This is a genomic window from Micromonospora sp. B11E3 (genome assembly GCF_039871625.1).
Classification (GTDB): Bacteria; Actinomycetota; Actinomycetes; order Mycobacteriales; family Micromonosporaceae; genus Micromonospora.
In genome coordinates this window covers 16,195-29,793 of record NZ_JBDPMC010000054.1, presented here as the reverse complement: position 1 = coordinate 29,793, position 13,599 = coordinate 16,195, and the positions used below count along the sequence as shown (strand labels likewise).

The window sequence follows — 13,599 nt, the reverse complement described above, 5'->3', positions numbered from 1 at the left end:
CCGGCCGGGCTCGGGCGGGGCGTCAGGCGGGCGTGCTCGGGGCGGGCTCGGCGGCCCGGTCGAGCGGCTGCTCCGGCCGGTTTCCGCCGGCCAGCCGGCGGGCCTCCCGCCGGGCCACCCACCCGTAGCCGAACAGCGTCATGGCGGCGAACAGCCACCACTGCACCACGTACCCGAAGTTCTGCCAGTTGTTGGTGTGCCCGATCGGCACGGCCTGGAAGACCGGGTCGGCGGCCGGGGTCTGCTCGTCCAGCAGGACGTACACCCCGTGCACGGGGTACGGCAGCTCGCGGGCCAGCCGGGGTACGCCGATCCGGCGGGTCTCCAGCCGGCCGTTCCGCCGGTCGACGGGGCCCGCGCCGCTCTCGCTCGGGTGCACCCGGCCCACCACGGTCACCTCGCCCTGCGGCACCGGCGGCAGTTGCGGCTGCGCGATGGCCCCGCCCGGGGCCGGGGGCACCCAGCCCTGGTCCACGAGCACGGCCGTGCCGTCGGCGAGGACCAGCGGGGTGAGCACCTCGAAGCCGACCCGGCTGTCGACCGTCCGGCCGCGTACCAGGACGACGTTCGTGGCGTCGTACCGGCCGGTCACGGTGACCCGGGACCAGGTCGCCCGCTCGGCGGGGGCCGGGCCGGCCGTGCCGCTGCCGCCGGTCGGGGCGGGCACCGCGTCCCGCAGCGGCACCGGCGCCATCCGGCTGCCGGCGTCGATCCGCTCGTTGATCGCGGTACGGCCCCGGTAGCGGTCCAGCTGCCAGTTGCCGAGCTGCACCATCACGGCCGCGGCGACCAGGGTCAGCGCGAGGATGCCCAGCCAGCGCGGCGTCAGAAGGAACCGGTACACGCGTCGAGGCTACCCGTTTGACCGTCGCCACTGGCCCGCGGCGGCGGCAACGGTGCGCGGGAGGGCCCCTTGCCGACCGACAAGGGGACCCTTCCTCACCGGTCAGCCGACGATGGCGTCCGAGGGTGGGGTGAACTGGCGGGTGGGTCCGCCCTTGAGGGCGTCGCGGAGGGTCTCCGCCACCGCCGCGATCGGCACCTGGGACATCCCGTCACCGACGGCGTTGAACGGGTTGTCCGGGTCGGCGATGAAGCTCGCCGCCGCCAGTTCCGGGGTGTAGCCGACGAACCAGGCCGACCGGGTGCTGTCCGTCGTACCGGTCTTGCCGGCGACCGGGCGTCCCACCGTGCCCCGGACGCTGTCCGCCGTCGACCAGCCGCCGCAGCTTCCCTTCGCCGGGGTGTCCCCGGTCGGGCAGCGGGCCGCGTCGGTGGCCGCCCGGGCCGCGTCCGCGCTCACCACCTGCCGGCAGCGCGGCTTGGCGACCTCCCGCCGGATCCCGCCGACCGTGGTGTACGTGGTGGGTGTGCCGTCCCGGTTGCTGATCGACTGCACCGGCAGCGCCTCGCAGTACCGCCCGTCCGCGGCGATCGCGGCGTACGCGTTCGCCATCTCCAGCGGGGTGGCGTCGGAGACGCCCAGGGTGAAGGCGCCCCACTTGTTCGCCTTGGTGGGGGAGGCGTGGTCCCGGTCGACGTCGGTGCGCCAGCGCAGCCCGAGCTGCTCGGCCAGCCGTACCCCCTTCTCCGCCCCGATCTGCTCCTCGAGCTGCACGAAGTACGTGTTGACCGACTTGCCGAACCCGGACCACATGGTCTGCCGGCCCGTCATCGCCCCGCTGGCGTTCGACGGGGACCAGCCGTCGTAGACCTTCGACTGGTACCGGTACGGCGAGTCGTACGCGGTCGACAGCGGCAGCCCGGAGTTGAGCGCGGCGAGCATCGGGAACATCTTGAACGTCGATCCCGCCTGGTATCCGGGCAGGTCGCCGCCGCCGAGCAGGGGGGCCACGGTGTTCGGGTAGGTCGCCTTGACGTTCGGGTTGGCCTCCGGGTTGCCGCTGGGCCCGTTCTCGCTGAGGTCGAGCGAGTACTTCCGGTTGACCGCCATCGCCTTGATCCGGCCCGTGCCGGGCTCGGCGACCACGATGCCGTTGGCGAACGGGCTGCCGATGCCGTCCTTGGCCCCGACGCCCTTCTCGGCCGCCTCCTGGATCTTCGGGTCGATGGCGAGCACGATCCGGTAGCCGCCCCGGCGCAGCTTGTCCATCCGCTCCAGCCGGTTCTCGCCGAACGCCGGCTGCGAGCTCCACCAGTTCTTCAGGTAGTCGCAGTAGAAGCCCCAGCTGTTGTGCTTCTCCGGCACCGAGGTGCAGTCGTTGGCCGGGTAGCTCAGGTTCAGCTTGATCGGCTCGGCCTTGGCCGCCGCGACGGCGTCGGGGCTGAGGTAGCCGAGCTGGGCCATCCGGTCCAGCACGTAGTTGCGCCGACCGGTGGCGTCCTTCTGGTCGGAGGTGACCGGGTCGTACTCGGAGGGGGACTTGACCAGGCCGGCGAGGGTGGCGGCCTCGACCGGGGTGAGGGTGGCCGGCGTCTTGGAGAAGAAGATCTGTGCGGCGGCGAAGATGCCGTACGCGCGGTGGCCGAAGTACGCGGAGTTGAGGTAGCGCTCCATGATCTGTTCCTTGGTCAGCTCCTTCTCCACGTCCAGGGCCATCCGCATCTCCTTGACCTTGCGCAGGCTGGTCTGCTGGGTGGCCTCCTGGACCTCCTTCGGCGTCGTGGCGCTGTCCCGCAGGGCCATCCGGACGAACTGCATGGTCAGCGTCGACGCGCCCTGGGACACCCCGCCGGAGCGGGAGTTGGCCACGAAGGCACGGGCGACGCCCTTCGGGTCGACGCCCCGGTGCTGGTAGAAGCGGGCGTCCTCGGCGGCCACGATGGCCTGCTGGATGTTCGGGGACATGTCCGACAGCTTCGTGTAGCGGCGGTATTCCTCGTAGAACATCGTCAGCACCGTCTTGCCGTCGGGCGCGTACAGGTACGACGTCTCGGCCGGCAGGGCGGTGCGCAGGATGTTCGTCTTCTGTTCCACCGCGTGCGCGGTGGTCTTGGCGCCGAGCCCGGTGAGCGCGGCGACCGGGTAGAGGGCCCCGGCGACCACGACGCCGGCGATCAGGCCGGCGCGGAGGAGAGGGACGAGACGACCAGGCTTGCCAAGGGGTCGGTTGCTCACACGGTCAAGCTATGACATTTCCGATTCGGAAATGAGAAGAATTCATGACCGGGCGGTCGCCTGTCGGTTGGTGACGCGCACCACGCCGGGATCCGCTGTGCCGTACGGCGGCTTCCCGGCAGGATCGCGGACATGCGTGGTCAGCTGCTGCCGGCGCCGGGCGCCGAAGACGTGCCCCGGCCGGACCTCGGCCACCACGGGGACGCCGAGGTCGGGGCCGGTCTGGTCGACCTGGCCGTCAACGTGCGCCGCGCCCCGATGCCCGACTGGCTGGCCGACCCGATCACCGCCGCGCTCGGCGAGCTGGCCGCGTACCCGGACCCCGCGCCGGCCCGGGCCGCCGTCGCCGCCCGGCACGGGCGTCCCCCGGAGGAGGTGCTGCTCACCGCCGGGGCGGCCGAGGCGTTCGTGCTGCTCGCCCGGGCGCTGACCCGGCTGCGCCGGCCGGTGGTCGTGCACCCCCAGTTCACCGAGCCGGAGGCCGCGCTGCGGGCCGCCGGGCACGAGGTCGAGCGGGTGCTGCTCGACCCGGCCGAGGACTTCCGGCTCGACCCGGCCCGGGTGCCGGAGGACGCCGACCTGGTCGTCGTCGGCAACCCGACCAACCCCACGTCCGTGCTGCACCCCGCCGCCGACCTGGCCGCCCTGGCCCGCCCCGACCGCGTACTGGTCGTCGACGAGGCGTTCGCCGACACGACGGCCGCCCCCGGCGTACCCGGGGAGCCGGAGTCCCTGGCCGGCCGGCGCGACCTGCCCGGCCTGCTGGTGGTGCGCAGCCTGACCAAGACCTGGGGCCTGGCCGGGCTGCGGATCGGCTACCTGCTCGGCGCGGCCCCGCTGCTGGCCCGCCTGGCCGCGGCGCAGCCGCTGTGGGCGGTCTCCACCCCGGCGCTGGCCGCCGCCACCGCCTGCGCGTCGCCGACAGCCGTCGCGGCCGAGCGCGCGATCGCCGCCGAGTTGGCCGCCGACCGCGACCACCTGGTGGCCCGCCTGTCCGGCCTGCCCGGGGTACGCGTCGCGGGCCGCCCGGCCGGCGCGTTCGTGCTGCTGCACCTGGCCGGGGCGGCGGGGGTGCGCGAGCGCCTGCGCGAGCGCGGCTGGGCGGTACGCCGGGGCGACACGTTTCCCGGGCTCGGCCCGGACTGGCTGCGGGTGGCCGTCCGCGACCGGGCCACCACCGACGCGTTCACCGCCGTGCTGGCGGAGATCCTGGAGGCATGATGCTGTTGGAGTCCACGATCGCGGCGGTCCGGCCGCTCGACGAGCCGGCGATGGTGGCCGCCCGGGAGCTCCAGGGCCGGCTGACGAAGCCCGCGGGCTCGCTCGGCGCGCTGGAGGAGCTCTCCGTCCGCCTCGCCGGCCTGGCCGGCGTGTGCCCGCCGCCGCTGCCCGAGCCGGCCGCGGTGGCGATCTTCGCCGGCGACCACGGGGTGCACGCCCAGGGGGTGACCCCCTGGCCGCAGGAGGTCACCGCGCAGATGATCGGCAACTTCCTGGCCGGCGGGGCGGTGGTCAACGCGTTCGCCCGGCAGGCCGGCGCCTCGGTCACCGTGGTCGACGTCGGCGTGGCCACCCCCCTGCTGCCCGCCGGGCAGGCCGACGCCGCCGCGCCGAGCGGTGGGGCTGCGCAGGGCGACGACGCCGGGGCGGGCCCGTCGACCGCACCCCGCCTCGTGGCGGCGAACGTGCGCCCCGGCACCCGTGACCTCGCGGTCACCGCCGCACTGACCCGGGACGAGGCCCGGGCCGCCGTCGAGACCGGCATCCGGGTGGCCGGTGAGCTGGTCGACGCCGGGGCGGGCATCCTGCTCACCGGGGACATGGGCATCGCCAACACCACCCCCGCCGCCGCCCTCGTCGCCGCGTTCGCCGGCGTCGACCCGGCCGCGGCGACCGGGCGCGGCACGGGCGTGGACGACCCGACGTACGCGCGGAAGGTCGACGTGGTGCGGGCCGCGCTGGCCCGACACGCCCCCGACCCGGCCGACCCGCTCGGCGTGCTCGCGGCCGTCGGCGGCCTGGAGCACGCGGCGCTGGCCGGGCTGATCCTGGGCGCGGCCGCGCGCCGGGTCCCGGTGTTGCTCGACGGGGTGATCGCGGTCAGCGCCGCGCTCGCCGCCGCCGCGTTCGCCCCGGATGCGGTCGGCGCGATGGTCGCCGGTCACCGCTCCGCCGAGCCGGGGGCAACCGCCGCGCTGCGGCACCTCGGCCTCGACCCGCTGATCGACCTCGGGCTGCGGCTCGGCGAGGGCACCGGGGCGCTGCTCGCCCTGCCGGTGGTGACCGGCGCGGTCCGGGTGCTGCACGAGGTGGCCACCTTCGACTCGGCGGGCGTGTCGGAGAAGTGAGCGAGCGTAGTGAGCGAACCATCCGGCTCAGTAGCGTGGCGTCTCGCGCCGCCGCGGAGCGAAGCGAGGCGGCGGCGTGAGCGAGCGTAGTGAGCGAACCAATCAACTCAGCAGCGTGACGACCAGTCCGTACCCACTGGGGCTGCGCCTGGAGGGGCGGCGGGTCGTCGTGGTGGGCGGGGGAACGGTGGCCACCCGGCGGGTGCCGGCGCTGCTCGACGCCGGCGCGGACGTCCTACTGGTCGCGCCGCAGCTCACCCCGGCGCTGCGCGCCCACGCCGACGCCGGCCGGCTGCACTGGGAACCGCGCCGCTTCGCCCCCGAGGACCTGGCCGGGGCGTGGCTGGTCCAGGTCGCCGTCGACGATTTGGCCGCCGCCGCGGCGGTGAGCGCCGCCGCCGCCGAGCGCCGCGTCTTCTGCGTCCGGGCGGACGACCGGGGCGCCGCGACCGCCTGGACCCCGGCGGTCACCCGGCACGGCCCGGTCACCGTGGCCGTGTTCGGCGGCGGCCACCCGCGCCGGGCGATGACCGTCCGCGACGCGATCCGCGACCTGCTGGACGCACGGAGGAACCCCCTGTCGACCGACTCGGTGGAGCAGGGGCCCCCGGTCGACGCCCCCGGCCGGGTGGCGCTGGTCGGGGCCGGTCCGGGCGACCCGGAGCTGATCACCGTGAAGGGGTGGCGGCTGCTTACCCGGGCCGACGTGGTGGTCGCCGACCGGCTGGTGCCCGGGCTGCTCCTGGACGAGTTGCGCCCCGATGTGGAGCTGGTGGACGCCTCGAAGATCCCGTACGGGCCGGCGCGGGCCCAGGAGGAGATCAACCAGATCATCGTCGACCGGGCCCGGGCCGGGGCGTTCGTGGTCCGGCTGAAGGGTGGCGACCCGTACGTCTTCGGCCGGGGCGGGGAGGAGCTGCTCGCCTGCGCGGCGGCCGGGGTGCCGGTGACGGTGGTCCCCGGGGTGACCAGCTCGATCGCCGCGCCGGCGGCGGCCGGCATCCCGGTCACCCACCGGGGGGTGGCGCACGAGTTCACGGTGGTGTCCGGCCACGTCGCGCCCGACTCGCCGGCCTCGCTGGTGCGCTGGGACGCCCTCGCCGCGCTGCGCGGGACACTGGTCGTCCTGATGGGGCTGAAGAACCTGGCCGCGATCGCCGCGACCCTGGTGGCGCACGGCCGGCCGGCCGACACGCCAGCGGCCGTCGTGCAGGAGGGGACGACCGGCGGGCAACTGGTGCTCCGGTCGACGCTCGGCGCGGTGGCCGCCGACGTGGTCGCCGCCGGGCTGCGCCCGCCCGCCGTGGTGGTGCTCGGGGACGTGGTGGACGTCCTGTCGCCGTAGGCGCCACCGCCACCGGCCCCGGTGGCTAGGCGCCACCGCCACCGGGCCGGTGGTCCCGGCCCCGACGACAGCGCGGGCGGTGGGAAGACTCCCACCGCCCGCGCGACGCGTCCGTTGTCAGCTCACTGCTTGAGCATGTTGTCCAGCAGCAGCGCGCAGCGGATCAGCCCGAGGTGGCTGTACGCCTGCGGGTGGTTGCCCAGCCCGCGCTCGGCCAGCGGGTCGTACTGCTCGGGGAGCAGCCCGGTCGGGCCCGCCGTGTCGATCATCTGGGCGAACAGCTCCTCCGCGTCGGTGCGCCGGCCGGTGCGCAGGTACGCCTCGATCAGCCACGCCGTGCAGATGTGGAAGCCGCCCTCGCGCCCGGGCAGGCCGTCGTCCCAGTGGTACCGGTAGACGACCGGGCCGCTGCGCAGGTCCGCCTCGATCCGGAGCACCGTGGACAGGAAGCGCGGGTCGTCGCCCGGGAGCAGGCCCGACAGGCCGATCCAGAGCGACGAGGCGTCCATGTCGTCGTGGCCGTACGCGACGCTGTACGCCTCGACGTCGGCGTGCCAGCCGTGCTCCAGCACGTTGGCGGCGATCCGGTCGCGCAGCTCCACCCACTCGGGCCGGTCCTCGCCGCCGTGCTGCCGCACCACGTGCAGCGCCCGGTCCACGGTCATCCAGCACATCACCTTGGAGAAGATGTGGTGCCGCGGGGGGAGGCGGGCCTCCCAGATGCCGTGGTCGGGCTCGTGCCAGCGGCGGCGTACCGCCTCGACCATGTTCTCCAGCACCCGCCACTCGTCGTCCCGGACCGCGCCGCGGGCGTCCGCGACGGCCGCGATCAGGTCGGCGATCGGGCCGAAGACGTCCAGCTGGAGCTGGTGGTTGGCCAGGTTGCCGACCCGGACGGGCCGGGAGCCGGCGTACCCGGGGAGGGTGTCGATGACCGCCTCGGCGCCCAGCTCGTACCCGTCGACCGTGTACAGCGGGTGCAGCCGCTCGGGGTGGCCGCCGGTGCGCTCGATGCAGCCGTCCACCCAGCGCAGCAGCGCCTCGGCCTCCTCGATCGAGCCGAGGTCGACCAGCGCCCGCGCGGTCATCGACGCGTCGCGCAGCCAGCAGTACCGGTAGTCCCAGTTGCGTACCCCGCCCAGCTCCTCGGGCAGCGAGGTGGTCGCCGCGGCGAGGATCGAGCCGGTGGCCTCGTGGCACAGCCCCCGCAGGGTCAGCGCGCTGCGGGCGACCAGGTCCCGGGCGGTGGTGGGCAGCCGCAGCGAGGCCACCCAGTCCTGCCACGGCTGCTCGGCCGCGGCCTGCCGCTCGTGCACCGGCACCCGGTGGTGCTCCATGCTGTGCGTGCCGAAGCGCAGCTCCAGCACCACCTGCCCGCCGGCGGCGGCCAGGTCGACCACGGCCCGGGCCGTCTCGTACCCGCCCCCGTCGTCGGTGACGTCCCACTCGACGCCGGGGGAGTAGAGCGCGACCGGCTCGTTGGAGCCGAGCACCAGCAGGCCGTCGTCGATCGGCTGGAGCTGCACCGCCACCTGGCCGAACTCGGGCCGGGGGGCGAACTCCAGCCGGGCCCGGCCGGTGCCGCTGAGCACCCGGACGAGGGTGGAGTCGCCGGAGACGATCGCCGGGCCGTCGGGGGTCGTCTCCCGGGCCGGCCGGTCCAGCCAGTCCGTGACCGTCAGCCCCGACCAGCGGGTCTCCACGGTCATGGTGTTGGGCCGGTAGCGCTGGCCCAGCGGGATGCCGCCGCGCTCGGGGGAGACGCTGAAGTGCCCGGCCGGGCTGCCGCCGACCAGGTCGGCGAAGATCGCCGCCGAGTCGGGCTTGGGGTGGCAGAGCCAGCTGACGTTCGCCTCGGGGGTGACCAGCGCGACCGTACGCCCGTTGGCGAGCATCGAGTGCCGCTCGATCGGGACGGCCCGCTCGCCGAACAGCCAGTGCCGGCGGGTCTCCAGCAGCAGGCCGAGGGCGCGGGCGGCCTCGATCGGTTCGACGACCCGGTACTCGGCCCTCGTCTCGCCGGGGCCGATCTTGATGCCCACGTCCGGGCCGTGCAGGTTGCCGAACGCGTTCTCGTCGGTGACGTCGTCGCCGATGAACAGCACCGCGCTGGCCGAGAGCTGGGTACGCAGCTGGTCCACGGCGGTGCCCTTGTGGGTGGCCACCACCGACAGCTCGATGACCTCCTTGCCCTGGGTGACGGTGACGCCGTCCCAGGTGGCGGGGCCGCTGCGGACCGCCTCGACGGCGGCGCCCGCGATCTGTGGGTCCACCCCGCGGGTGTGCACGGCGACACTCGCCGGCTTGCGTTCGAGCCGTACGCCCGGGTGGGCGGCGGCGATCTCGCGCAGCGCCTCGCGCAGCCGGGTGCGTACGGCGATCAGCTCGGGGGAGAGCCGCTCGACGAAGCCGATGTCGAACTCGGAGCCGTGGCTGCCGACGAGGTGGACCTCGCTGGGCAGCCGGGAGAGCGCGGCCAGGTCGCGCAGCGCACGGCCGGAGACCACGGCGACCGTGGTCTGCGGCAGCGACGCGAGCGCGCGGACGGCCGCCACGGACTCGGGCAACGGCACGGCCTTGCTCGGGTCCTCCACGATCGGCGCGAGCGTGCCGTCGTAGTCACAGGCGATCAGGAGTTGGGGGACGCGGGCGATCCGCCCGATGGCGGCGCGCAGCTGTGGGTCCAGCACTCCCGCGGCCGGGGCCGCTCCGTCGTGGACGGTCGTGTTCATGCCGCCTCCGCCTCGGGCGCACCCAGCTCGGTGAGGAACGACTTCGCCCAGTGCCCCACGTCATGGGTGCGCAGGTGACGCTGCATGATCCGCATGCGGCGGCGGGCCTCGGTCTTCTCGATGTGCACGGCCCTGAGCAAGGCGTCCTTGACCGCGTCAGGGTCGTGGGGGTTACACAAAAACGCCTGGCGCAGCTCGGTAGCGGCGCCGGCGAACTCACTGAGCACGAGCGCGCCGCCCTGGTCGGCGCGCGATGCCACGTACTCCTTGGCCACCAGATTCATTCCGTCTCGCAGCGGGGTCACCATCATCACGTCGGCGGCGACGTACATCGCCGCCAGTTCACTGCGACTGTACGACTGATGTAGATAATGCACTGCCGGCACGCCCACCCTGCCGAATTCGCCATTAATGCGGCCAACTTCGCGTTCCACTTTGACCCGAAGTGCCTGGTAGTGCTCCACACGTTCGCGGCTGGGTGTGGCAACCTGCACCATAACGGCCTCCGGAACTGTCAACTTTTTGTCAGCAAGAAGTTCCCGGAAGGCTTTGAGCCGAAGCTCGATGCCCTTGGTGTAGTCGAGCCGGTCCACGCCCAGGATGACCGTCCTCGGGTTCCCCAGCTCCTCGCGGATCTGCTTGGCCCGGGCCTGGATCGCCGGGTCGGTCGCCATCCGCTCCATCTCCCGGCTGTCGATGGAGATGGGGAAGGCCCCCGCCTTCACCCGCCGGCCGTCGACCTGGATCATCTGGCCCTCGTAGCGGAGCCCGAGCAGGTGCCGGGCCAGCCGGACGAAGTTCTGCGCGGCGAGCCGCTGCTGGAAGCCGACCAGGTCCGCGCCGAGCAGGCCGCGCAGGATCTCGGTGCGGAACGGCATTTGCATGAACAGCTCGATCGGCGGGAACGGGATGTGCAGGAAGAACCCGATCCGCAGGTCCGGGCGCAGCTCGCGGAGCATCGCGGGGACCAGCTGGAGCTGGTAGTCCTGCACCCAGACCGTCGCCCCCTCGGCCGCGACGTCCGCCGCGGCCTCCGCGAACCGCGCGTTGACCAGCCGGTACGCCTCGCGCCAGCGGCGCTTGTAGGCCGGCGTCTCCACCGCGTCGTGGTAGAGCGGCCAGATCGTCGCGTTCGACTGACCCTCGTAGTAGCGCTCCAGTTCCTCGGCGCTCAGCGGCACCGGGTGCAGGCGGATCCCCTCCAGGTCGAACGGCTCGGGCGCGGCCCCGGTGCCGCCGGCCCAGCCCACCCAGGTGCCCTTGTGCTCGGCCAGCACGGGATGCAGCGCGGTGACGAGCCCGCCCGGGCTGCGTCGCCACTGCCGTCCCTCGGGGGTGCTCACCTCGTCGACCGGCAGGCGGTTCGCCACTACGACAAAGGAGCTACGGACGGTCACGATCGGCCACCTCCGGGTGCTGTCGGGTACACCGCGATTGAGCGTACTGAGCGTAGCTGCGGCGTCTGGTGCCCCGTGCCGGAGTTCGTTACCCCTGCTCGTGCCCGTCGAACCCGAAAGTGATCTTGCCGACATCCCTCTTGTCAGAGGTCGATGATCGGCCACTCCTTCGGCAGCACCTCGCCGAGCAGCTCGCGTCGATCCGTCATGATCGGCGTGGTCGCGCGGGCGGCCTCCATCGCGGCCTGCGCCAGATCCGTGCTGCCCAGGCTGCGGGACCAGCCGCCGAGAATCGCGCACATGTCGTGCTCGACCGGCGTGACGACCACCTGTTCCAGGTCGCCGACGATGTCCAGGAGCGGCCACCCGTCGCTGGTCACCTGCCGGTAGGCGGCGGCAAGGCAGAGCGTAGGAATGATCACGGACTGCCGCCTGTCCGCGACCTTGGCGATCTGCTCGCCCACCGCCTCGACGCCCTCCGAGTACGCGAGCAGGGACGCCGTGTCGAGTACCAGCCCGGCGTCAGTCACGGACCGTCAACCGTCCGCGGGACGCCTCGCTCAGCAGTGCTGCCGCCTTCGCTCGCAACTCCGGGGTGATCTTCGCCTGCGCCTCGTCGAGCTTCCGGCCGGCCTCGGTCAACCCCGCCTCCGTGAGCTGGAAACCCACCTGCCGCAGCGCCCGGCGGGTGCGTTCCCCGGCCATCCGTTGGCGCACGCTCTCCGTGATGAACGCGGAGACGTTGGGCTCCTTGGCCAGCCGCTCCGCCACGTCGTCCGGGACGCTGATGGCGATCTTCCTGGTCATACCGGAGACGCTATCCGGTTATACCGGCTCGGGCAACGCGGCGCGCCCGCGTACGCCTGGGGCGGGGCGATGTGGGCGCAGCGTGCCGTACCTGTCAGGATTGAGGATGGCGTGCGTGCGGCCGGCCACCGGCCGGCGGCCGCGGGCGGAGTTCCCGGCCCGCGCCCTCGCCCGCCGGCTCCCAGTCGCAACCTACGGAGGTAGCCCGCACCGTGGCCCAGTTCATCTACGTCCTGGAAAAGGCGCGCAAGGCGCACGGCGACAAGGTCGTGCTCGACAACGTGACGCTGAACTTCCTGCCGGGGGCCAAGATCGGTGTGGTCGGTCCGAACGGCGCCGGTAAGTCCAGCCTCCTCAAGATCATGGCAGGGTGGGACCAGCCGAGCAACGGCGAGGCCCGGCTCATGCCCGGCTACACCGTCGGCATGCTGGCGCAGGAGCCGCCGCTCAACGACGCCAAGACCGTCCTCGGCAACGTCGAGGAGGCGGTCGCCGAGACCAAGGCCAAGCTGGAGCGGTTCAACAAGATCGCCGAGCAGATGGCGACGGACTACTCCGACGAGCTGATGGAGGAGATGGGCCGGCTCCAGGAGGAGCTGGACCACGCCGACGCGTGGGACATCGACTCCAAGCTCGAACTGGCCATGGACGCCCTGCGCTGCCCGCCGCCGGAGGCCGACGTCACCCAGCTCTCCGGTGGTGAGCGCCGCCGGGTGGCGCTGTGCAAGCTGCTGCTGGAGGCGCCCGACCTGCTGCTGCTCGACGAGCCCACCAACCACCTGGACGCGGAGAGCGTGCAGTGGCTGGAGCAGCACCTCGCCAAGTACGCCGGCACGGTCATCGCGATCACCCACGACCGGTACTTCCTCGACAACGTGGCCAACTGGATCCTCGAGCTGGACCGCGGCCGCACCTACCCGTACGAGGGCAACTACTCCACCTACCTCGAGAAGAAGGCCGCCCGGATGGCCGTCGAGGGCCGCCGCGACGCCAAGATGAAGAAGCGCCTCTCCGAGGAACTGGAGTGGGTCCGCTCCAACGCCAAGGCCCGGCAGACCAAGTCCAAGGCCCGCCTCGACCGGTACGACGAGATGGCCGCCGAGGCGGAGAAGACCCGGAAGCTGGACTTCGAGGAGATCCAGATCCCGCCGGGCCCCCGCCTGGGCAACACGGTCATCGAGGCGAACCACCTGACCAAGGGCTTCGGCGACCGGGTGCTCATCGACGACCTGTCCTTCTCGCTGCCGCGCAACGGCATCGTCGGCATCATCGGCCCGAACGGCGTCGGCAAGACCACCCTGTTCAAGACCATCGTCGGGCTGGAGCAGCCGACCGACGGCCAGGTCCGGGTCGGTGAGACCGTCGCGCTGTCGTACGTCGACCAGAACCGGCAGGGCCTGGCCGGCGACAAGACGGTCTGGGAGGTCGTCTCCGACGGGCTGGACCACATCATGGTGGGCAAGGTCGAGATGCCGTCGCGGGCGTACATCGCCGCGTTCGGGTTCAAGGGGCCGGACCAGCAGAAGCCGACCAAGGTGCTCTCCGGCGGCGAGCGCAACCGGCTCAACCTGGCGCTGACCCTCAAGATCGGCGGCAACGTGATCCTGCTCGACGAGCCGACCAACGACCTGGACGTGGAGACCCTGTCCAGCCTGGAGAACGCCCTGCTGGAGTTCCCCGGTTGCGCCGTGGTCATCTCCCACGACCGGATGTTCCTGGACCGGGTCGCCACGCACATCCTGGCGTGGGAGGGCGACGACCAGAACCCGGCGAAGTGGTTCTGGTTCGAGGGCAACTTCGAGGCGTACGAGAAGAACAAGATCGACCGGCTCGGCGCCGAGGCCGCCCGTCCGCACCGGGTGACCTACCGCAAGCTCACCCGCGACTGACC

General features: G+C 73.1%; 10 protein-coding genes. 4 read left to right on the top strand and 6 right to left on the bottom strand.

Annotated elements, in window-relative coordinates:
- Positions 1–22: 22 nt before the first annotated feature.
- Together ABGB16_RS23530 and ABGB16_RS23525 are read right to left on the bottom strand one after the other, a co-directional pair.
- Entirely contained in the window at positions 23–844 is an 822-nt protein-coding gene (locus ABGB16_RS23530; protein WP_347670262.1) for an SURF1 family protein, read from the bottom strand.
- A gap of 102 nt (positions 845–946) precedes the next feature.
- A complete protein-coding gene (locus tag ABGB16_RS23525) occupies positions 947–3,079 on the bottom strand; it encodes a transglycosylase domain-containing protein (RefSeq protein WP_347670261.1) in 2,133 nt (710 codons plus the stop codon).
- Between the two features lie 132 nt (positions 3,080–3,211).
- Between ABGB16_RS23525 and cobC the strand changes: the two genes are divergently transcribed.
- The 3 genes from cobC to cobA all read left to right on the top strand — a co-directional run bounded on the left by cobC (position 3,212) and on the right by cobA (position 6,772).
- Positions 3,212–4,300 (top strand): Rv2231c family pyridoxal phosphate-dependent protein CobC, encoded by a 1,089-nt coding sequence (gene cobC, locus ABGB16_RS23520; RefSeq protein WP_347670260.1) that lies wholly within the window; start codon positions 3,212–3,214, stop codon positions 4,298–4,300.
- Positions 4,301–4,302: 2 nt separating this feature from the next.
- Positions 4,303–5,427 (top strand): nicotinate-nucleotide--dimethylbenzimidazole phosphoribosyltransferase, encoded by a 1,125-nt coding sequence (cobT, locus tag ABGB16_RS23515; protein WP_347670278.1) that lies wholly within the window; start codon positions 4,303–4,305, stop codon positions 5,425–5,427.
- A 115-nt stretch (positions 5,428–5,542) separates the two neighbouring features.
- Positions 5,543–6,772: a uroporphyrinogen-III C-methyltransferase gene (gene cobA / locus ABGB16_RS23510; RefSeq protein ID WP_347670259.1), complete on the top strand. Its 1,230-nt coding sequence runs from the start codon at positions 5,543–5,545 to the stop codon at positions 6,770–6,772.
- Between the two features lie 122 nt (positions 6,773–6,894).
- On the opposite strand, the gene otsB is transcribed toward cobA, so the two are convergent.
- From otsB to ABGB16_RS23490, 4 genes are all read right to left on the bottom strand, one after another.
- Complete coding sequence (gene otsB, locus ABGB16_RS23505) at positions 6,895–9,504, bottom strand: trehalose-phosphatase (protein WP_347670258.1); 2,610 nt, start codon at positions 9,502–9,504, stop codon at positions 6,895–6,897.
- Positions 9,501–10,901 (bottom strand): trehalose-6-phosphate synthase, encoded by a 1,401-nt coding sequence (locus ABGB16_RS23500; protein ID WP_347670257.1) that lies wholly within the window; start codon positions 10,899–10,901, stop codon positions 9,501–9,503. Before ABGB16_RS23500 ends, otsB begins: the two co-directional genes overlap by 4 nt.
- Before the next feature lie 143 nt (positions 10,902–11,044).
- Positions 11,045–11,431 carry a hypothetical protein gene (locus tag ABGB16_RS23495; RefSeq protein WP_347670256.1) on the bottom strand — a complete coding sequence of 129 codons (387 nt, stop codon included), beginning with the start codon at positions 11,429–11,431 and terminating at the stop codon, positions 11,045–11,047.
- Positions 11,424–11,708, bottom strand: coding sequence for a hypothetical protein (locus tag ABGB16_RS23490; RefSeq protein ID WP_347670255.1), 285 nt, complete (start codon positions 11,706–11,708; stop codon positions 11,424–11,426). Before ABGB16_RS23490 ends, ABGB16_RS23495 begins: the two co-directional genes overlap by 8 nt.
- Positions 11,709–11,920: 212 nt before the next feature.
- Here ABGB16_RS23490 and ettA point away from each other — a divergent pair, with 212 nt between their 5' ends.
- Positions 11,921–13,597 (top strand): energy-dependent translational throttle protein EttA, encoded by a 1,677-nt coding sequence (ettA, locus tag ABGB16_RS23485; RefSeq protein ID WP_347670254.1) that lies wholly within the window; start codon positions 11,921–11,923, stop codon positions 13,595–13,597.
- The last annotated feature ends 2 nt before the right edge of the window (positions 13,598–13,599 follow it).